The 18,517-nt window shown below is 63.4% G+C and carries 19 protein-coding genes; 10 read left to right on the forward strand and 9 right to left on the reverse strand.

What is annotated here, in order from left to right; genetic code table 11:
- The first annotated feature begins 17 nt into the window (after window positions 1-17).
- The 3 genes from LDZ23_RS24450 (at window position 18) to LDZ23_RS24460 (ending at window position 3,648) form a co-directional block, all read left to right on the forward strand.
- Entirely contained in the window at window positions 18-1,676 is a 1,659-nt protein-coding gene (locus LDZ23_RS24450; protein ID WP_008347269.1) for a GMC family oxidoreductase, read from the forward strand.
- Window positions 1,677-1,834: 158 nt separating this feature from the next.
- Window positions 1,835-2,755, forward strand: a complete 921-nt coding sequence (locus LDZ23_RS24455) for a LysR substrate-binding domain-containing protein (protein ID WP_033535896.1) — start codon at window positions 1,835-1,837, stop codon at window positions 2,753-2,755.
- A gap of 11 nt (window positions 2,756-2,766) precedes the next feature.
- Entirely contained in the window at window positions 2,767-3,648 is an 882-nt protein-coding gene (locus LDZ23_RS24460) for a LysR substrate-binding domain-containing protein (protein WP_008347272.1), read from the forward strand.
- Window positions 3,649-3,670: 22 nt separating this feature from the next.
- Here the strand turns inward: LDZ23_RS24460 and LDZ23_RS24465 are convergent, their stop codons facing one another.
- The 6 genes from LDZ23_RS24465 to fae all read right to left on the reverse strand — a co-directional run bounded on the left by LDZ23_RS24465 (window position 3,671) and on the right by fae (window position 9,128).
- Window positions 3,671-4,021: an STY0301 family protein gene (locus LDZ23_RS24465; protein ID WP_008347274.1), complete on the reverse strand. Its 351-nt coding sequence runs from the start codon at window positions 4,019-4,021 to the stop codon at window positions 3,671-3,673.
- Window positions 4,008-4,439, reverse strand: a complete 432-nt coding sequence (locus tag LDZ23_RS24470) for a BPSL0067 family protein (RefSeq protein WP_075583513.1) — start codon at window positions 4,437-4,439, stop codon at window positions 4,008-4,010. Before LDZ23_RS24470 ends, LDZ23_RS24465 begins: the two co-directional genes overlap by 14 nt.
- 215 nt (window positions 4,440-4,654) lie before the next feature.
- A complete protein-coding gene (locus LDZ23_RS24475) occupies window positions 4,655-6,025 on the reverse strand; it encodes an MFS transporter (RefSeq protein ID WP_008347276.1) in 1,371 nt (456 codons plus the stop codon).
- Between the two features lie 106 nt (window positions 6,026-6,131).
- Window positions 6,132-7,571, reverse strand: coding sequence for an NAD-dependent succinate-semialdehyde dehydrogenase (locus LDZ23_RS24480; RefSeq protein WP_008347278.1), 1,440 nt, complete (start codon window positions 7,569-7,571; stop codon window positions 6,132-6,134).
- Window positions 7,568-8,605: an aldo/keto reductase gene (locus tag LDZ23_RS24485; protein ID WP_008347280.1), complete on the reverse strand. Its 1,038-nt coding sequence runs from the start codon at window positions 8,603-8,605 to the stop codon at window positions 7,568-7,570. Before LDZ23_RS24485 ends, LDZ23_RS24480 begins: the two co-directional genes overlap by 4 nt.
- Window positions 8,606-8,618: 13 nt before the next feature.
- Window positions 8,619-9,128: a formaldehyde-activating enzyme gene (gene fae / locus LDZ23_RS24490; protein WP_008347281.1), complete on the reverse strand. Its 510-nt coding sequence runs from the start codon at window positions 9,126-9,128 to the stop codon at window positions 8,619-8,621.
- A gap of 248 nt (window positions 9,129-9,376) precedes the next feature.
- Between fae and LDZ23_RS24495 the strand changes: the two genes are divergently transcribed.
- From LDZ23_RS24495 to LDZ23_RS24505, 3 genes are all read left to right on the forward strand, one after another.
- Window positions 9,377-10,066 (forward strand): 4'-phosphopantetheinyl transferase family protein, encoded by a 690-nt coding sequence (locus LDZ23_RS24495; protein ID WP_085955306.1) that lies wholly within the window; start codon window positions 9,377-9,379, stop codon window positions 10,064-10,066.
- A gap of 52 nt (window positions 10,067-10,118) precedes the next feature.
- The gene (locus tag LDZ23_RS24500) at window positions 10,119-10,874 is read left to right on the forward strand and encodes a phosphatase PAP2 family protein (RefSeq protein WP_008347285.1); all 756 of its coding nucleotides are present in this window, start codon (window positions 10,119-10,121) and stop codon (window positions 10,872-10,874) included.
- A 64-nt stretch (window positions 10,875-10,938) separates the two neighbouring features.
- Window positions 10,939-11,262, forward strand: a complete 324-nt coding sequence (locus tag LDZ23_RS24505) for an outer membrane protein assembly factor BamE (RefSeq protein ID WP_008347287.1) — start codon at window positions 10,939-10,941, stop codon at window positions 11,260-11,262.
- 66 nt (window positions 11,263-11,328) lie between these two features.
- Here the strand turns inward: LDZ23_RS24505 and LDZ23_RS24510 are convergent, their stop codons facing one another.
- Genes LDZ23_RS24510 through LDZ23_RS24520 form a run of 3 tightly spaced genes read right to left on the reverse strand, consistent with a single transcriptional unit; the run spans window position 11,329 to window position 14,028 of the window.
- A complete protein-coding gene (locus LDZ23_RS24510; protein WP_008347288.1) occupies window positions 11,329-12,189 on the reverse strand; it encodes an ABC transporter permease in 861 nt (286 codons plus the stop codon).
- A gap of 23 nt (window positions 12,190-12,212) precedes the next feature.
- Window positions 12,213-13,001: an ABC transporter ATP-binding protein gene (locus LDZ23_RS24515; protein ID WP_008347290.1), complete on the reverse strand. Its 789-nt coding sequence runs from the start codon at window positions 12,999-13,001 to the stop codon at window positions 12,213-12,215.
- Between the two features lie 10 nt (window positions 13,002-13,011).
- Window positions 13,012-14,028, reverse strand: a complete 1,017-nt coding sequence (locus tag LDZ23_RS24520) for an ABC transporter substrate-binding protein (protein WP_008347292.1) — start codon at window positions 14,026-14,028, stop codon at window positions 13,012-13,014.
- Window positions 14,029-14,196: 168 nt separating this feature from the next.
- Here LDZ23_RS24520 and LDZ23_RS24525 point away from each other — a divergent pair, with 168 nt between their 5' ends.
- The 4 genes from LDZ23_RS24525 (at window position 14,197) to LDZ23_RS24540 (ending at window position 18,517) form a co-directional block, all read left to right on the forward strand.
- Window positions 14,197-14,874: a response regulator transcription factor gene (locus tag LDZ23_RS24525; protein ID WP_008347294.1), complete on the forward strand. Its 678-nt coding sequence runs from the start codon at window positions 14,197-14,199 to the stop codon at window positions 14,872-14,874.
- Window positions 14,864-16,240 (forward strand): sensor histidine kinase, encoded by a 1,377-nt coding sequence (locus LDZ23_RS24530; RefSeq protein WP_008347296.1) that lies wholly within the window; start codon window positions 14,864-14,866, stop codon window positions 16,238-16,240. Before LDZ23_RS24525 ends, LDZ23_RS24530 begins: the two co-directional genes overlap by 11 nt.
- A 201-nt stretch (window positions 16,241-16,441) precedes the next feature.
- Entirely contained in the window at window positions 16,442-17,077 is a 636-nt protein-coding gene (locus LDZ23_RS24535) for a M12 family metallopeptidase (protein ID WP_235366164.1), read from the forward strand.
- Window positions 17,078-17,206: 129 nt separating this feature from the next.
- Window positions 17,207-18,517 (forward strand): MFS transporter, encoded by a 1,311-nt coding sequence (locus tag LDZ23_RS24540; protein ID WP_008347300.1) that lies wholly within the window; start codon window positions 17,207-17,209, stop codon window positions 18,515-18,517.

The raw sequence follows: 18,517 nt of genomic DNA on the forward strand, positions 1-18,517 counted from the left end.
ACGGAAAAGCAGAAAACATGGAATTCGATTACATCATCGTGGGTGCGGGATCGGCGGGCTGCGTGCTCGCCAATCGTCTCACCGAGTCCGGCGAGCATTCGGTGCTGCTGCTCGAAGCGGGCGGCAAGGACGATTCGTTCTGGTTCAAGGTGCCGGTCGGCTTCACGAAGACCTACTACAACCCGCAATACAACTGGATGTACTACAGCGAGCCGGAAGCGCAACTGAAGGACCGCTCGCTGTATTGCCCGCGCGGCAAGGTGCAGGGCGGCTCCGGCTCGATCAACGCGATGATCTACGTGCGCGGCCAGCCGCACGATTTCGACGACTGGGCGCGCGCCGGCAACGCGGGCTGGGGCTATCGGGACGTGCTGCCGTATTTCCGCCGCCTCGAATCGCACTGGGCCGGCGACACGCCGTATCACGGCGCGAACGGCAAGATCAGCATTTCGTCGATGAAAGAGGGCGCGCACGCGATCTGCGGCACGTTCCTCGAAGGCGCGCGGCAAGCGGGCTTTCCCGTGACCGGCGACATCAACGGCCCCGATTACGAAGGCGCGACCGTGTATGACATCAACGCGCGCAATGGCGAGCGTTCGTCGAGCAGCTTCGAGTATCTGCATCCGGTGCTCGGGCGCAAGAATCTGCGCGTGGAGCGCAATGTCAGCGTGAGTCGCGTGACGTTCGACGGCAAGCGCGCGACCGGCGTCATCGCCACGCGCAACGGCGAATCGCTGCAGTTCCGTGCGAAGCGCGAGGTGATTCTGTCGGCGGGCGCGGTCGATACGCCGAAGCTCATGCAGCTTTCCGGTCTCGGCGACGCGGCGCTGCTCGCGAACCACGGCATTCCGGTCGTGCACGAGTTGCCGGCGGTCGGCAAGAATCTGCAGGATCACTTGTGCGTGAGCTTCTACTATCGCGCGACGGTGCCGACGCTGAACGACGAACTCTCCTCGCTCTTCGGCAAGGTCAAGGCGGCGATGCGGTATCTGACATCGCGCAAGGGCCCGCTCTCGATGAGCGTGAACCAGTCGGGCGGCTTCTTCAAAGGCGATGACGACGAGAAAGAGCCGAACCTGCAGCTCTATTTCAATCCGCTTTCCTATCGGATTCCGAAGAGCAGCAAGGCGCAGCTCGAACCCGAGCCGTATTCGGGCTTCCTGCTGTGCTTCAATCCGTGCCGTCCGACGAGCCGCGGATCGATCGAAATCGCTTCGAACCGCGTGGAAGATGCCGCGAAGATCAGCATCAACGCGCTGACGACGCCGAAGGACATCCGCGAAGCGGTGCAGGGCAGCAAGCTCGTGCGCAAGATCATGAGTTCGGCCGCGCTGCAGGCGATTACGGCGGAAGAGATTTCGCCGGGACCGCAAGTCGAAAGCGATGCCGACATGCTCGAGTATTTCCGCGAGCAGTCGGGCTCGATCTATCACCTGTGCGGTTCCTGCGCGATGGGACCGGACGCGCGCACCTCGGTCGTCGACGAGCGCCTGCGCGTGCATGGCATGCAAGGCCTGCGCATCGTCGATGCGTCGATCTTTCCGAACATCACGTCGGGCAATCTCAACGCGCCGGTGATGATGGTCGCGGAGAAAGGCGCGGACATGATTCTCGACGATGCCCGCACGGTCATCGAACAGGTGTCGGCGCCTGCGGAGCCTGCCGCGATCGCGTGATGCACGCGGGCGCGAGACATGAAACGTCTTCGCGCCCCGAAGCGGCATAATTTGCCTCGATTCGTAAAATGTCGCCCAAGAGCGATACGTTCCGGCGCGGATACGTGTTCAATGCGCCCGTCGAACGCCAGGAAGAGGAGACGGAATTGAAGCGAAAAATGCCTGCCCTGAATGCGCTCAGGGCTTTCGAAGTCGCCGGGCACACCGGCAGCTTCACGCGCGCGGCGGAAATGCTGCATGTGACGCAAAGCGCGGTGAGCCGGCAGGTGCGTCAGCTCGAAACGCAGCTCGGCGAACCGCTGCTGTTGCGCCGCCATCATTATCTGGAGTTGTCGGCGACGGGGCGGCTCTTGCTGCAGGCGCTCAGAATGTCGTTCGATCGCATCGAACTCACGGTGCGCAGCATTCAGGAAAAGACTCATCTGACGCGCTTGCGCGTCAATGCGCCGCCTACCTTCGCGCGCCGCTGGCTGATGCCGCGGCTGCAATCGCTGCGCGCCGCCGCGCCGGAACTCGAAATCACGCTGACTACGCGCCTGAAGGACGATCTCGTCGAATCGGGCGCACTCGACTGCGCCATCCGCTTCGGCAATGGCGAATGGGACGGCCTCGACAATGAGTTGCTGATGAACGAGCGGCATATCGCCGTGTGCTCGCCCGCGCTGCTCGCCGAGTGCGATACGACCGGCATCGATCTGAACGCGTTCACGCTGCTGCATGTGCTGGCGGCGAGCGATCAGCGCTATCTGACGTGGCAGCACTGGCTCAAGGCGGCGAACATCGACAATGTCGATACACGCGGCGGCTACGAGTTCGATCTGCTCGACAACGCGATTCGCGCGGCCACCGACGGCCTCGGCGTCACCATCGCCGATCGCCACATGATCGGGCACGAGTTGCGGCAGGGGACGCTCGTGCCGATCGTCGATGTCGAAGTGGACGGGCATCAGTCTTACTGGCTTGTGACGCGCACCGGCCAGGACGACGCGCCGCAAGTCGCGCTGTTTCGTGAATGGCTGCGCGGCGAGATTGGGAAACAGACGCAGGCGCTCGGCGGCAAGCGTAGCGCGTTCGTCTGAGGGAGCCGACCGTGCGGCGCTTGCCATCTCTGACCGCGTTGCGCTTTTTCGAGGAAAGCGCGCGCCACATGAGCTTCAACAAGTCGGCGGCGGCGTTGTGCGTGACGCCGGGCGCGGTCAGCCGTCAAATTCGCCTGCTCGAAGATGCGCTCGGCACGAAGCTTTTCGATCGCGATCACAAGGGCATCCGGCTTACGAAACAGGGCGCGGAATTGCTTGCTTGCCTGTCGGAGGCGTTCGATTCGATCGAGCGCGTCACGCGTTCGCTTTCCAACGTGCAACGCAGCGAGCGCAAGCGTCTGACCGTGATCGCGCCGCCGACTTTCGCGACGCGCTGGCTCTCGCCGCGACTGGGTTCGCTAATGGACGCCGTGCCCGACATCGATCTCTCCGTTCGCACCGATGCCGTCGAAGACCGTCAGTGCAGCATTCGCTTCGGATACGAGGCGCGGGCGGATCATCGGTCGGAGCTGCTGTTCATCGAGCGGCATGTGCTCGTCGGCGCGATGAAGTTGGCGGGGCAGCCGGTCGAAGCGCTGCTGAAGCGGCTGCCCGCGCTGCATGTGCTGCACAACGATGCGCGGCTCACGCTCTGGCCCAACTGGCTCGATGCCGCCGGTTTGCCGCGCGCGTTCGGCGAGAACGGCATCGAGTTCTCGACACTCGATCAGGCGATTCACGCGGCGCGCGCGGGATCGGGGCTGGCGGTCGTCGATCGCAACATGATCGCGGATGAACTGCATGACGGGTCGCTCGTTCTGCTGTCGCCGGTGGAGTCGACAGGGCCTTACGGATATTGGCTGGATATCGCGCCTTCGTTCGCCGGGTCGGATTCCGTGCAGGCGTTCGCGGAATGGCTGCGCGGGGAGGGAGCGAAGGCGGCGCGGGATTGAGTGCGCGGCCTTCGCCTTCGCGTTACGTGCAATCGAGTTCGGCGGATCCTGGCTCGTCGATCCGATATCGGCACTCATCGACTCGCTTCTCAAGGGTGAAGTCCCGCGTTTCCTTGTTGGCGTAGACGCACTGAACGGTCACCGAGCGGCCGTGATCGTAGACGTAGCCGAGTTTCCAATAGCCCCGCTTGGCATCGCCATGATCCGCAATGAGCCGGACGTGTTCTTCCGGCTTTCCGTCGAAGGCCGCGACGTATTGGAGATGCGTGCCCGGCAACGCAGGACACGCGATCGCTTCCGCCTTCGCGAGTCCGCTGACGCTTGCGGCGAGGAGCAATGTCGTCAGACAGGCGAGCGTCTTACTCGACGACATAGAATTTGTCTCCGTTGTTGACGTCGGAGCCTTGGCCCCAGCGCAAGATGCGCGGTCCAATGGGCTTGGGCGGATGCGCGTATTGGTCATATACCGTTACGCCGACGGGACTCTGACTGACATAGATTGCAGCGTGCCCGTGGAAGTGTCGGTGATTGTCGAATGTGGCGATGACGGTCCCCTCAACGATGTGCGGGTTGTTTTTAACAGCAGCTCCTTTTTTCCATGCAATCGTGGCCGGCAGCGACGGACATACTTGCTTGACATAGGAGACGCATCCGCCGCAATAGTCCGGGTGGCCAGTGCGACCATCGGGTGGCGCATCGTCGTAAGGACCGTGTGCGGATCCTGGGGCGCATACCCAAGTGTTCAGCCGCGCCGAGGGTGAGTTCTTGTAGTTTGAACTGATATAGCTCATGGCGAAAACGATCGAGATGTTCAGAATGACGAGACTGTCAAATGACAGGAAAATCTCTGTCGGCAATGACGCGAGTCAACGTCCCGCTTCGCGCCTTGTCCTCTCGGCGCTCACCTCAAAGGTAACAACTATGTCGGACGGCCTCGACGCGTTTATTCCGAATCTGCCATGAAACGCGGCAACGTTTCCGTTGCCGCGCGTTACTGCACTTGGCCTCACCCCCCACTCGCCTCACTCAACGTCAGATGCTTCGTCTCCGGCGCCCACGCGATCGACACGATCATCCCGACGAGCAACACCGCCGCAAGCGCGAGCATCGTCATCTGCACGCCGGCCTGCGCGATCCCGATAGGCAAAAGAAACGTCCCCACCGCCGATCCCAACCTGCTGCACGCGATCGACAGTCCCACACCGCACGCCCGCGCCTCGGTCGGAAAGCACTCCGGCGGAAACACGCCGACGAGATTCGAGAATGCCGACATCGTCAGCGTGAAGACGCCGAACGCAACGATCATCCCCACATTCGCCGACGACGGCAGCACGCTCAACGCAAACAGCGACAGGCAGCACACCGCGAACGACCCGATCAGGAACGAGCGCCGCGACAGCTTGATGGTCAGCCAGATGCCGATCAGCGCACCGAGCACGAGAAAGCCATTGAGCAGCAGATCGGCGCCCGATCCTTCGGGCAGACGGATCGCCGTGAGAATGCTCGGCAGGAACGTGTAGATCGCAAAGTACGGAATCACGAGGCACACGAAAAACGCGCAATTGAAGATCGTGCGGCGAATCAGATCCGGCTTGAAGAGCCGCGCGAAGCCGCCCTTGCCCGCGAAATGCTCGCCCGTATCGGCTTCGAGCGTGACGTTCGGGCCGAAGTGCTTGCGCACGATGCGCATCGCCTCATCGACGCGGCCTTTGCCGAGCAGCCAGCGCGGCGATTCCGGCGTGCCCACGCGCATGATGAGCACCAGAAACGCCGGCACGCCGGCGGAGGCCAGCAGCCAGCGCCACGCATCGGGCGTCGCGTCGGCGTAATGCATGCCGAGCACGTTCGCGATCACATAGCCGATCGTCCAGATCACGCTGAACGAGCCGAGCAGCACGCCGCGATGCTTGCGCGGCGAGAACTCCGCGAGAATCGCATGACCGACCGCGAAATCGCCGCCCATGCCGAAGCCGATCAGCACGCGCAAGCCGACGAGCATCGCGGGCGTCGTCGCATAGAACTGCGCGAACGCGGCCGCCGTGATGATGATGAAGCTCAACAGGAAAATCTTCTGACGTCCGAGCTTGTCCGAAAGCCAGCCGAACACGAGACTGCCGAGAAAAATGCCGATCAGCGCGGATGAACCGAGCAGGCCCATCCAGAACGCGTCGAGCGGAATCTGTTTGTTGAGCGACGACAGCGCGTAACCGATCGTGCCGAGCGCATAACCTTCGGTGAAGTGCGCGCCGAACGTGAGGCCCGCGATCTTGATGTGGAAACGGTTCAGCGGCACATCGTCGAGCGCGACGCGATTGCGCGTCGTATCGAAGGGCGCGGCGGCGCCCGGGGCGAGCGGCTGCGCGCTCAGGCTTTGCATGTCCAAGAGTATCTCCTCCACCTCGAGTGGAGCGGCGCATCGACGCCGCAAGAAAACCGCGCACGCGATAGCGTTATGTTTCGTGCATGCGCGGTATGGCGATGATTCAGCGGCCGAGTCCGGCCATCATCATGTACTTGAGTTCCGTGTATTCATCGAGTCCGTACTTGGAACCTTCGCGGCCCAGTCCCGACTGCTTCACGCCGCCGAACGGCGCGACTTCCGTCGAGATGATGCCTTCGTTGATGCCGACCATGCCGCTCTCCAGCGCCTCCGCGACACGCCACGCGCGGCCCAGATCGCGCGTGTAGAAGTACGCGGAAAGGCCGTACGGCGTGTCGTTCGCAGCGGCGATGACGTCTTCTTCCGTCGCGAAGCGGAAGCACGCGGCGACCGGACCGAAGGTTTCCTCATCGGCGATGAGCATCGAAGGCGTGGCGTCCGCGAGCACCGTCGGCTCGTAGAACGTGCCGCCGAGCGCGTGCGGCTTGCCACCCGTCAGCACCTTCGCGCCTTTGCTCACGGCATCGGCGACATGGGCTTGCACCTTCGTCAGCGCGGCTTCGTTGATGAGCGGCCCCTGATCGAACTCGCCTTCGAGCCCGTTGCCGACGCGCAGCTTGTGCACCGCGCGCGTCAGCGTTTGCGTGAAGGCATCGTAGACGCCGTCCTGCACGTAGAAGCGGTTCACGCACACGCACGTCTGCCCGGTATTGCGGAACTTCGACGCGATCGCGCCTTGCACGGCGGCGTCGATATCGGCGTCGTCGAACACGATGAAGGGCGCGTTGCCGCCGAGTTCCAGCGACAGCTTCTTCAAGGTATCCGCCGATTGCTTCGCGAGCAGCTTGCCGACGCGCGTCGAGCCGGTGAACGAGAGCTTGCGCACATCGGGCGATGCGGTCAGCGTCTCGCCGATGGCGACCGCATCGCCCGACACGACGTTGAACACGCCTGCCGGAATGCCTGCTTGCTCCGCGAGCACCGCCAGCGCGAGCGCGGACAGCGGCGTTTCCTCGGACGGCTTCAGCACCATCGTGCAGCCCGCGGCCAGCGCGGGACCGGCTTTGCGCGTGATCATCGCGAGCGGGAAATTCCACGGCGTGATGGCGGCGACGACGCCGACCGGCTCGCGCGTCACGACGATCTTCGCGTTCGGCTTCGGACTCGGGATGATGTCGCCGTAGCTGCGCTTCGCTTCTTCCGCGAACCATTCGAAGAAACTCGCCGCGTACGCGACTTCACCGAGCGCTTCGGCAAGCGGCTTGCCTTGTTCGCGAGTCAGCAGTTCGGCGAGGGTGTTGCGATTGGCGAGCATCAGTTCGCCCCAACGCTTCACGCGCGCGCTGCGTTCCTTCGCGGTCAGCGCGCGCCATGCGGGGAAGGCGCGCTTCGCGGCATCGATCGCCTGCTGCGCTTCGGCACGACCGCCGCGCGCGACGTTCGCGATGGACTCGCCCGTCGCCGGATTGCGCACGGGATACGTGCTCGCGCTTTCGCGCCATGTGCCGTCGATGTAGTGATTCGTCCGCATCAGATCGATCATGCCGCGCGCTCCATCGCTTGTTCGAACACGCCTTGCGCCGCACGCGCCTCGCGCGCGATGCGCCGCCCCGCCGTGTAGTCGTTGATGAGATCGCACGGCGTGTAGTTGCGCTCCAGCTCGTGCAGTTCGTCGTCGTCGAGCTTCGTGTCCAGCGCGGCGAGGGCGCTGTCGAATTGCGCCGGCGAATCCGCGCCGACGAGCATGGACGCAATCCCGGGACGGCTCAACACCCACGCCTGCGCGATCTGCGCGGCCGGCACGCCGCGCCGCGCCGCGACGCGCGCGACCGATGCCGCGATGTCCTGCGACGCGCGATCGCCATACATTTGCGCGGTGAAGAAATCGGTCTGGTTGCGCGTGGATTTTGCGTCGGATGTGAGCAGGCCGCGCGCGAGCGGACTGAACACGGACACGCCGACGCCCTGATCGATGCAGTACGGAATCATCTCGCGCTCTTCCTCGCGATACGCGACGTTCAACTGCAACTGCATGTTGATCGGCTTGTGCCAGCCGTGGCGCTCGCACGCCTGCATGATCTTGGCGAACTGCCACGTATACATCGTCGATACGCCGATGTAACGCGCCTTGCCCGCGCGCACGATGTCGTCGAGCGCGTGCATCGTTTCTTCGACGGGCGTGTTCACGTCGAAGTAATGCAGCATGTAGATATCGACGTAGTCCATGCCGAGACGCTTCAGGGAGCCGTCGATGCCGTCCATGATGTGCTTGCGCGAGTGGCCGCCCGCGTTCGGATGGCTCGCCATGTCGTAGCCGACCTTCGTCGTCACGACGACTTCCTCGCGCGCAACGAGCCGCTTCAGAATGCGGCCGACGACTTCCTCGCCGACGCCCGTCGAATAGAAATCCGCCAGGTCGATGAAGTTCACGCCGTGGTCGAGCGCGTGCTTCACGATCGGCTCGCTTTGCGCTTCATCGAAAATCCACGGCTTCCATTGCGGCGTGCCCATGTTCATCGTGCCGAGGCACAGGCGCGAAACCTTCAGGCCGGACTGGCCGAGACGCACATATTCCATTGTCGAAAACTCCTTACTTCTTCGGCGTGTAGAACGGATTCGACACATCGCGCGCGGCCTTGAACACGGCTTCCTTGCGCGGCAGGCCTTCCATCGCGGCGATGATCGCGTTACGGCACGCGCGATAGTTGTTCTCGAATACGGCGTCGAGATCGTCGGTTTTCGGATTGACCCAGTTCGCCGACACGACGACCCAGTCGTTCTCCGCTTCCGGCGGCAGCGTGCCGTTTTCGAGCGATTCGGCGACCGCCTTCGCGATGCCCGCCTGCGATGCGCCCCACGTCGCGTTGCCGTGGAAATCGCCGTCGATCTGCGCCTTGTTGACATAGAGCGTGAGCGGCTTGGTCGGCACGCCCGGCTGCGCGATCACGACGAACGGCGCGTGCCCGGCGGACGGCGTCGCGAGCGCGGTCGCGAAAGCCTGACCGGCCGGGCCGTTGCGCGGGCCGACCAGCACGTTGATGTGCGCGAGATTGACGCCCGGCCCTTCGAAGCCTTCGCCGATGAACAGATTCTTTTCCATTGACTCCTTCCTTGTGTCCGCGTGATGTGTGCAGTTCAACCACCGTTGCGGTGGATGTGAGGCATTCTGCGGCGGGCGTCGCGCGGGGAGGAATCGACGATTTTTGAGGACCGGATTGATGAAAGCTCAACTCGGGAATCACCCGTAGGCGGGATAAGCGTCCCATAAGCTTCCAACGCCCAAAATGTGAGTTTGTTCTGAATGCGGATTATTCCGGCGTGAGCGCGCCGCCGGGTCCGCTGACGCACATGTCTTCCATCGATCGCATCTCCCCGCTTCCCGTCACCGATGTCGCGTGGCGCTACTACGATCTCGCCAAATCGCGCGTGCAGATCCACGAAGCGCCCGCGCCCGGCGAAGTCTTTCTGTGGCTGGTGCCGAGCGAATTCCGCTTCGCATCGGCATCGAATATCGGGAACTGGCTCAGTCCCGCCGAACGAAAACGCACGCGGCTGCATCCGAATTCCGCGCTCGGGCGGCGCTTTTCCGTCGCGCGCGCGACGCTGCGGCTCGTGCTTTCGCACATGTTCCATTGCGAGCCACACGAAGTGGGCGTCGAGGACGAACCGGACGATCGCATCGTCGTGACGCATCCGCATGACGACGGCCCGGTTCACGTCGATGTCGCGTATTCGGGCATCTGGATCGTGGTCGCGGTGGCATCGGCGAGAATAGGGCTTGGCTTGACGGTCGAATCGACGGGCGCGCATGACGCTGCCGCCAGACAATCGATGTGGGACGAAGCGGCGCGCATCGGCAAGTCGCGTGCGCAGCGCGGCGACACAGACGCCGACACAGACGCCGACTGGCACGGACTTACCTTGCCGATGCCCGGCGGCATCTGCGGCGTGCTCGTCCTGGACAAGCCCGTCGCGCGCGTGCAGGCGTTCGGCTGGGAACGGCCGCTCGAAGCGGAGGGCAACGCAGCCGCGTCCTGAGCCCGCGAGCGCCGTGTAATCACGGATCGGGATCGGGAGAAAACAGGACATCATGGAATACACGGCGCTCGCACAACGCCACGCGGCCGCGATCATCGCGATCGCGCTCTTCGCCGGCCCGGCGCTCGCAGCGGTCGCGTGGGCCTTCGCCGCGCGCGGACGGCGCGCTTCCGGCGCGGCCGTCGCGGTTACGGCGGGCATCGTCAGCGCGACGGGCGCGGCGGTGTTCATCGCCATCGCGACGCGCATCGCGCATGGCACGGCGTTTTCATCGGCGGATCAGCGCATGGTCGACGCTCTGCGCGACGGCACGCCCGCATTCGCCGCGCGAGGATTCGCCGCGCTCACGCATCTCGGCGATCCCTGGTTCCTCACGCTGCTGTCGGCGCTCATGTGCGCGTGGCTGCTGCTGACGCGGCGCTTCGGTCTCGCTGTCTATTTCGCCGCGGTCACGAGCGCGGGCGGCCTGCTCAATCAGGCGCTCAAGTCGATGATGCGCCGCGACCGTCCCACCGGCGCGACCGTGCCGTTGCCCGAAAGCTTCGCGTTCCCGAGCGGACATACGTTCGGCTCGATCGTCTGCTACGGCATGTGCGCCTATGTGCTGCTGCGCCTCGCGCCGACGCGCCGCGATCCGCTCATCGTCGCGCTCGCGTGCTTCATCGTGCTGACGATCGGCGTGAGCCGCGTGGTGATGGGCGTGCATTTTCCCGGCGATGTGGTCGGCGGTTTCGCGTCGGGCGGCGCGTGGCTCGCGGCGTGCATCGGCGCGGCGGAATTCGTGCGGCGACGTAGCCGGACGCTTTAGGATTAGTTCGATTGTTCCGCGCATCCGTAGACGTTAGTTTCAGACCTTTTGCGAGGCTGAAACGATGCTCGAATCGAAAGCGTATGGCGCGGTGGCCATGGCCCTGGTGCTGATCGGTCTGAACGGATGTTCGGCCTTCGTCAAGGATCCCGATCCGCAGGAATACATGAGCCGCGTGAAGGTCGGCATGACGCGCGCGGAAGTCGAGGACAGCCTCGGCCCGCCTGACGGAAACTGGGGACCGTGGCATTCGCTGTGCACCGAATACGCGTTCAAGAAGCACGGCACCGACCGCTGGTCCGTGTATTACAACAATCAGAATCGCGTGGTCTATACGGAGCACGCGGGCTGCAACGTCAAGCGGGCGAAGGAAGTCGGCCTGCGCTGAACGCCAGAAAAGACAAACCCCACGCGCCGTGGGGTTTGTCGTTTTATGAGCCTGAAATTCGACGCGTCAGTTCGCCGTCGGCCGCCACTTCAACAGACGCTGCTCGACCGCCGTCAGCAGATAATCCGCCGCGAGCGCGACGACCGCGAGCACGATCATCGCCGCGAACACGCCGCTCGCGTTGAACGCGCCCTGCGCGGTCGAGATCAGCAAGCCGATGCCCTGCTTCGATCCGAGAAACTCGCCGACGACCGCGCCGACCAGCGCGAAGCCGAAGCTGACGTGCAGGCTCGCGAGAATCCACGAAAGCGCCGACGGAATCACGACCGAGGTCGTCACCTGGCGTCGCGATGCGCCGAGAATCTGCGCGTTCGCGATCATGTAACGGTCGGCTTCGCGCACGCCCTGGAACGCGTTCGCGAACACGACGAAAAACACCATCACGACGGCGAGCGCGACCTTCGACGCCATGCCGAGACCCAGCGCGATCACGAACACCGAGCCGAGCACGACGCGCGGAATCGAATTGGCGATCTTGATGTAGATGCTGAACACATCCGACAGCAGCTTGTTGCGGCCCAACACGATGCCGCAGAAAATGCCGCCGGCCGAACCGATCAGAAAGCCGAGAATCGTCTCTTCGAGCGTCACCCAGACTTGCGTGAGCAGCGGTCCTTGCGACGTGCCGTCGACGAACCATTCGACGATCTGATCGAAGATCGCGGACGGCATCGAGAAGAAGAACGGATCGATCCAGTGCAGGCGCGCCGAGAGTTCCCAGCCGCCGAGCACGAACACGAGCACCGCGATACGCAGCCCGATGACGAGCGCATTGCGCTGCCTGATGCGCTTTTGCGCTTCGCGTTCGACTTGCGCGAGCGTGCCGGGATCGATGCCCGAGGGCATCGTTTGTTGAGGCGTGGACATAGTGATGTTCCTTTGAGGCAGGTTCAACCGATCTGCACTTCTTCGCGCAGGTCGTGCCAGATATCGCGCGAAATTTCGATGAAGCGCGGGTGATAGCGAATCTCCGACGTGATGCGCGGACGCGGCAGGTCGATCTCGTAGACCTTCTTGAGCGTCGCGGGGCGCGCGGTCAGCACGAACACGCGATCCGCGAGCGCGATCGCTTCTTCGAGATCGTGCGTGACGAACACGACCGAGCCCGCATTCGCCGACCAGAGCTGCAGCAATTCGTCCTGCATCAGCGTGCGCGTCTGCATGTCGAGCGCGGAGAACGGCTCGTCCATCAACAGGATTTCGGGCTTGTTGATGAACGTCTGCGCGAGCGCGACGCGCTTTCGCATGCCGCCCGACAACTGATGCGGATAGTGCTTGCCGAACTTGTCGAGACCGACGCGGCGCAGCCACGACTGCGCTTCGTCGTAAGCGGCGGACTTCGAGCGGCCGCGATACAGCGGGCCGGCTGCGACGTTGTCGAGCACCGAGCGCCACGGAAACACGGCATCCGCCTGAAAGACGAAGCCGATGCGGGGATCGATGCCATCGACCGGCTGGCCCATCACGCGCACTTCGCCCGTCGTCGGCTTGAGCAGACCGGTAATCATGCTGAGCGTCGTGGATTTGCCGCAGCCGGTCGGCCCGACGATCGCGACGAATTCGCCCTTCGCGACCGACATGCTGAAATCGCGCAGCGCGACCGTCGCCTTGCCGTCCGGCGAGATGAAGCGGCACGATACGTGGCGCAGTTCGATCGCGGGTTGATTCGATTGATTCATCGTGAAAGCCTCACTTCGACGCGGTCGCCGTGCCCGACACGTACTCGTTCGAATACGTGCGCGCGAGATCGATATGCTTGCCCTTCACCGACGGATTGAACGCGGCGAGCACCTTCAGAACGGTTTCGGGACCGTCGGCGGGCATCTTGCCGTCCTTCGTGAACATCGGCAGCGAGGCTTTCAGCGCGCCCACGTACAGGTCCTTGTTCTTCGCGTAATAGTCCTTCGGCATCTTCTCGGTGATTTCTTCGGCGCTATGCGTCGCGATGAAATTCAGCGTCTTCGCAAACGCGCGCGCGAGCTTCGCGGCTTCGGGCTTGTGCGCTTCGGCCCACGCGCGCTGCACGTAGAAGCTCGACGCCGGATACGTGCCGCCGAGCGCGGCGCGCGTGCCTTCGAGCGTGCGCATGTCGACGAGCACCTTCGCCTCGCCGGTCTTGAGCAACTGCGAGACGGTCGGCTCGGTCGTCATGCCCGCATCGATGCGCTCCTGCTTGATCGCTGCGATGAAGCTCGCGTCCGCGCCCACCGGCAGCAGCGTGTATTCCTTCGACGTGACGCCCGCGCGCTGCGCGAGATACTGCGTCAGAAAGCTCGTCGACGAGCCGAGGCCGGTCACGCCGAGCGTCTTGCCTTTCACGTCGGCCATGCTCTTGATCTTGTCGGCCTGCTTCGTCGAGACCAATTCGACTTCGCCCGGCACCTGACCGAAGATCACGAGCGCCTGGACTTCCTTGCCCTTGCTTTGCAGATCGATGGTGTGATCGTAGAAGCCGACGACGCCTTGCACCGCGCCGGCCAGCAATTCGTTCTCGGCATCGACGCCCGCGGGTTGCGACAGGATCTCGACGTCGAGCCCTTCGTCCTTGAAATAGCCGAGTTGCTCGGTGAGCTTCGCGGGCAGATAGATGATCTTGGTTGCGCCGCCGACCATGATCGAAATCTTTTCGGCGTGAGCGGATACGGAAGCGGCGGCGAGGGCGAAAGCGATACCGGACACAGCAGCGATCTGGCGCAGAGTACGCATCAGGAGTCTCCTTAATGTGGGCCGTGAAGTTGGGAATGGCCCGCTTTTTCAGTTGTGCGGCGATTATAGGAACGCGAAACCTTCTGCCAGCTTTCTGCGACGATGCGAAATCATGGGTGTTAACCCGATGCTTCATCCGTTCGTCGAAGCCAATACAATCGCGCCACCATGAAACTGCTGTTGATCGAAGACAATCCGACGCTTTCGCTCTGGCTCGCGAAGATGCTGGAACAGGAGTCGTTCACGCTCGAAACCGTGCAGGATGGCGAATCCGCCGATCAGCTCCTGCGCGCAAATCTGTACGACGTCGTGCTGCTCGACCTGAACCTTCCGCGTCTTTCCGGCAAGAACGTGCTGCGCCGCATGCGTCAACGCGGCGACGCAACGCCGGTGATGATCCTCACGGCGAGCGGTTCCATCGACGAGAAGGTGGAGTTGCTCGGCGCGGGCGCGGACGATTACCTGGTGAAGCCTTTCGAAGTGCGAGAGCTCGTCGCGCGCGTGAAGGTGATGATCCGGCGGCGCAGTTCATCGACGGCGAACGAGGTGTCGTGCGGCGATCTCGTGTTCGATATCGACACGCGCCAGTTCACGCTCAAAGGCGCGCCGCTCAACGTGACGCCGCGCGAACGCAGCGTGCTCGAAGCGCTGATCCTGCGTCTCGGCAAGACGGTGTCGAAGGCGTCGCTGCTCGATACGATCTTCACGCACGAAGACAGCCCGAGCGAAGACGCGCTCGAAATCTACGTCTCGCGGCTGCGCAAGAAGCTCGATGGCAGTTCGGCGGCGATCGTCACGCTGCGTGGTCTCGGCTATCTGCTGCGCAAAAAGGACGATGACCAATAGCCTGCGCGTCCGTCTTCTATGGTGGCTGCTCGTGCCGCTCGCGATCTACGTGTTCGTGACAGGCAAAGCCGCCTACGACAACGCGCGCCACACCGCCGATCTCGTGCAGGAGAACACGCTGCTTGCATCGGCGCGGATGATCGCGGGCGAGGTCGAATGGTCGGACGGACGCTTGCTCGTCGATATTCCGCCGGCCGCGCTCGAAGTGTTCGCGTCGCCGCAGGGCGATCAGGTGTTCTACAACGTGAGCGTCGACGATGGCCGTCTGCTCGCCGGCGTGCCCGATTTCCCGACGCGCGACGCCGCCGGCCACGACGCGCCCGATTACTACGACGCCGATCTCCACGGCAAGCCGATACGCGCCGTCGGCTTCGTGCGCCAGATGTACGACAACGGCGCGATTCGCCGCGTGCTGGTGTCGGTCGGCAAGACGCAGGCTTCGCGCGATGCGATGGTGCGAGAGCTATGGCGTCCGCAGCTCGTGCGGCAGATCGAGATGGTGTTGCTGGCCGTGGCGCTCGCCTGCATCGGACTGACGTTCGAGCTGCGGCCGCTTCTGAAGGTGAAGAAAGAAGTGATGGACCGCGATCCGATGCAGCTCGAGCCGCTGCGCGTGGAGCGCTTGCATACGGAGTTGCGGCCGATCGTCGATGCGATCAATCAGTGCATCGCGCGGCTCGGGCTTCAGGTCGCGGCGCAGCGGCGTTTCATCGCGGATGCGGCGCATCAGTTGCGCACGCCGCTCACGCTGCTGGAGACGCAATTGCAGTTCGCGCGGCAGCATCGCGCGATGGAGCCGTCGCTGAATGAAACGCTCGCGGCGATGCAGCGAAGCAATCGTTCGATGGTCGGTCTCACCAACAAGCTGTTGCTGCTCGCGCAGGCCGAAGCCGCGGACTACGCGCAACTCGCGCGGCAGAAGGTGGATCTTGCCGCCATCGCGCAGGACGTGATCGAGGATCTGGCGATGTTCGCGCAGAAGCGCGAGATCGATCTCGGCGCGGAGCTGGTTGAATCGGCGTGGATCATCGGCCATGAAGGATTGTTGTCGGCGCTCGTGTACAACGTCGTCGAGAATGCGATTCGCTATACGCAGCCGGGCGGGCACGTGACCGTTGCCGTCATGCGCGATGCGCAACGCGTGACGCTCACCGTCATCGACGATGGCCCCGGTATTCCCGCCGAAGCGCGCAGTCGCGTGTTCGAGCCGTTTTATCGCGCATCGGCGGATACGGAAGGAACCGGCCTCGGACTCGCGATTGCGAAGGAGATCGTGCAGGCGCATCGCGGGCAGATCGTGCTGGCGCAGCGCGAGCATCCGGATCGTGGGGTGGTCGTGACGGTGCGCTTCACGCATCTTTCGTAAATGCTATGGAATGACCAAACGAATTTCACCGCTGCTTTGAAAATATACTTCTCGTTTGCAGCGAAACTATCGCAGCAGGAGAAGAAGATGAGACGAATCGGCGCGTGCCTATTCGCATTATTGTTAGCAATGCTGCTTGGCGCATGCGGCGGAGGCGACGGCGCATCGGATGCCGTGAATGCATCCGCGAAAGATGCCCAGATGAATGGGACGAACAAGGGTTTCGCATTATCGACGGTCATCTGGAAGCAGTTTCCGATCAACGTGTGCTGGGATCTGAGCAACGCCGATTTCGCCATGTACGCCAATCAACGCAGTTGGAGTCAGCTCGCGGTTCAGCAAAGCTGGGAGGCGCATTCGGGCGTCGTATTCGCGGGATGGCAGCAATGCACCAACGCGCCGAACTATTACGGCATTCGGATATCGGTCGAGGATAGCGCCAAGACGGGACCGCATACGCAAGGTCTGGGGACGCAGATCAACAATGTCGTCGGCGGCATGGTCTTCAACTTCACGTTCAGAAACTGGAGTACGAGTTGCATCGGACGCGAGGAGTATTGTGTTCGCGCCATCGCCGCGCACGAGTTCGGTCATGCGCTGGGATTCGCGCATGAGCAGAATCGGCCGGACACGCCATCGACGACATGCAAGGAGCCCGCGCAAGGCACTTACGGCGACACGATGATCGGCGCGTGGGATCTGGCGTCGATCATGAATTACTGCAATCCGCAATGGAACGGTAACGGACAGTTGAGCGCGACGGATATCGCCATGGCGCAGATGTTTTATGGGGCACCGGCCGTCACGCAGACCGTCGCGGCGCAGACGGCGCGCTGAAAGCCGACGGGTCGCCAGAAAATCCGGCGGTTTGCGGGCTTCGATTTTGGATCCAAAATCCTTGATTCAATTTTGACATGGGCGCACAATCACCCCCACGCCGCACCCAACGCTGCCGACGGAGCCCCCATGACCGACCGAGCCAATGCCGTTGCGAACCCCTATGCCGCGAGCGACAGCCCGCGGGTCTCATCGAAAACCAGCCGTGCAGTCACCGCCGCCGTCGTCGGCAATATCCTCGAATGGTTCGATTTCGGCACGTACGCGTTCCTCGCGACCGTCATCGCCAAAGTGATGTTCCCCACCGGCGACGACTTCGCCGCCATGCTCGGCACATTCGGCGCATTCGGCCTGGGCTTCGCGGCGCGTCCGCTCGGCGCGATCATCTTCGGCTGGCTCGGCGACAAGAAAGGTCGCAAGTGGACGCTCACCTTCGTCATGCCGCTCATGGCCGCCGCGACGCTCTTCATGGCGCTGCTGCCGTCGTATGCGGCCATCGGCATATGGGCGCCGATCCTGCTCGTCGCGGCGCGCATGCTGCAAGGCATTTCCGTCGGCGGCGAGCTGGGCAACGCGGTCGCGTTTCTCGTCGAATGGGCGCCGCCGAACAAGCGCGGCTTCTACGGCAGCTTCCAGCAATGCAGCACCCTCGGCGGCATGCTGCTCGGCTCGGGCGCGGCCGCGCTCATGACGACGCTGCTCTCGCCTCAAGCGATGCTCGATTGGGGCTGGCGCGTGCCGTTCATCATCGGTGCGATCGTGATCGGGCCGATCGGCTGGATCATCAGAAAGCGCAGCGAGGAGACGCCCGCGTATCAAAGCGCAAGCGACGAAGCGCCGAAGACCAAAGGCCGCGCGCCCGCGCTGCTCGGTCTGCAGGCGTGCGGGCTCGTGATCGTGTGGACGGTCTCGCTCTACGTGCTGCTCAACTATCTGCCGTCGTTCACGACGAAATACGTCGGCATGCATCCGTCGACGGCGCTTTGGCTCAACACGGCGGGCCTCATCGCGATGACCGCGTCGATTCCGTTCTGGGGCGCGGCGTCGGATCGCTTCGGCCGCAAGCCGATCTATGCGATCGGCTGCATCGCGTTTCTCGTGCTGCCGTATCCGATCTTTCACTTGATGCTCACGTACAAGTCGGCGGCGATCGTCGGCGCGGTGCAGGTGCTGGGCGGCGTCGTCATCGGCATATTTTCGGGTGTGGGGCCGGCCGTGCTCTCCGAACTTTTCCCGACGAAAATCCGCACGACGTGGATGTCGATCGGCTACGGCATCGCCAACGCGGTGTTCGGCGGTTTCGCGCCGATGATCTCCATCGCGCTCATCAAGGCAACCGGCTCGCCGCTTTCGCCCGCGTATTTCGTGATGCTCGCGGCGTTGCTTTCGACGATCACGGTCGCCACCATCAAGGAGACGGCGCACGCGCCGCTGCAATAA

The sequence above is a fragment of the Caballeronia zhejiangensis genome (assembly GCF_022879815.1).
In the GTDB taxonomy this organism is placed as follows: Bacteria; Pseudomonadota; Gammaproteobacteria; order Burkholderiales; family Burkholderiaceae; genus Caballeronia; species Caballeronia zhejiangensis.

Excerpts from the sequence above, each read along its gene's own strand:
- LDZ23_RS24515 (WP_008347290.1), bottom strand. The coding sequence starts at position 13,001 with ATGAATCAATCGAATCAACCCGCGATCGAACTGCGCCACGTATCGTGC.
- fae (WP_008347281.1), bottom strand. The coding sequence starts at position 9,128 with ATGGAAAAGAATCTGTTCATCGGCGAAGGCTTCGAAGGGCCGGGCGTC.
- LDZ23_RS24485 (WP_008347280.1), bottom strand. The coding sequence starts at position 8,605 with ATGGAATATGTGCGTCTCGGCCAGTCCGGCCTGAAGGTTTCGCGCCTG.
- LDZ23_RS24470 (WP_075583513.1), bottom strand. The coding sequence starts at position 4,439 with ATGAGCTATATCAGTTCAAACTACAAGAACTCACCCTCGGCGCGGCTG.
- LDZ23_RS24465 (WP_008347274.1), bottom strand. The coding sequence starts at position 4,021 with ATGTCGTCGAGTAAGACGCTCGCCTGTCTGACGACATTGCTCCTCGCC.
- LDZ23_RS24500 (WP_008347285.1), top strand. The coding sequence starts at position 10,119 with ATGGAATACACGGCGCTCGCACAACGCCACGCGGCCGCGATCATCGCG.
- LDZ23_RS24455 (WP_033535896.1), top strand. The coding sequence starts at position 1,835 with ATGCCTGCCCTGAATGCGCTCAGGGCTTTCGAAGTCGCCGGGCACACC.
- LDZ23_RS24510 (WP_008347288.1), bottom strand. The coding sequence starts at position 12,189 with ATGTCCACGCCTCAACAAACGATGCCCTCGGGCATCGATCCCGGCACG.
- LDZ23_RS24535 (WP_235366164.1), top strand. The coding sequence starts at position 16,442 with ATGAATGGGACGAACAAGGGTTTCGCATTATCGACGGTCATCTGGAAG.
- LDZ23_RS24540 (WP_008347300.1), top strand. The coding sequence starts at position 17,207 with ATGACCGACCGAGCCAATGCCGTTGCGAACCCCTATGCCGCGAGCGAC.
- LDZ23_RS24495 (WP_085955306.1), top strand. The coding sequence starts at position 9,377 with ATGTCTTCCATCGATCGCATCTCCCCGCTTCCCGTCACCGATGTCGCG.
- LDZ23_RS24480 (WP_008347278.1), bottom strand. The coding sequence starts at position 7,571 with ATGATCGATCTGATGCGGACGAATCACTACATCGACGGCACATGGCGC.
- LDZ23_RS24450 (WP_008347269.1), top strand. The coding sequence starts at position 18 with ATGGAATTCGATTACATCATCGTGGGTGCGGGATCGGCGGGCTGCGTG.
- LDZ23_RS24505 (WP_008347287.1), top strand. The coding sequence starts at position 10,939 with ATGCTCGAATCGAAAGCGTATGGCGCGGTGGCCATGGCCCTGGTGCTG.
- LDZ23_RS24520 (WP_008347292.1), bottom strand. The coding sequence starts at position 14,028 with ATGCGTACTCTGCGCCAGATCGCTGCTGTGTCCGGTATCGCTTTCGCC.
- LDZ23_RS24525 (WP_008347294.1), top strand. The coding sequence starts at position 14,197 with ATGAAACTGCTGTTGATCGAAGACAATCCGACGCTTTCGCTCTGGCTC.
- LDZ23_RS24475 (WP_008347276.1), bottom strand. The coding sequence starts at position 6,025 with ATGCAAAGCCTGAGCGCGCAGCCGCTCGCCCCGGGCGCCGCCGCGCCC.
- LDZ23_RS24530 (WP_008347296.1), top strand. The coding sequence starts at position 14,864 with ATGACCAATAGCCTGCGCGTCCGTCTTCTATGGTGGCTGCTCGTGCCG.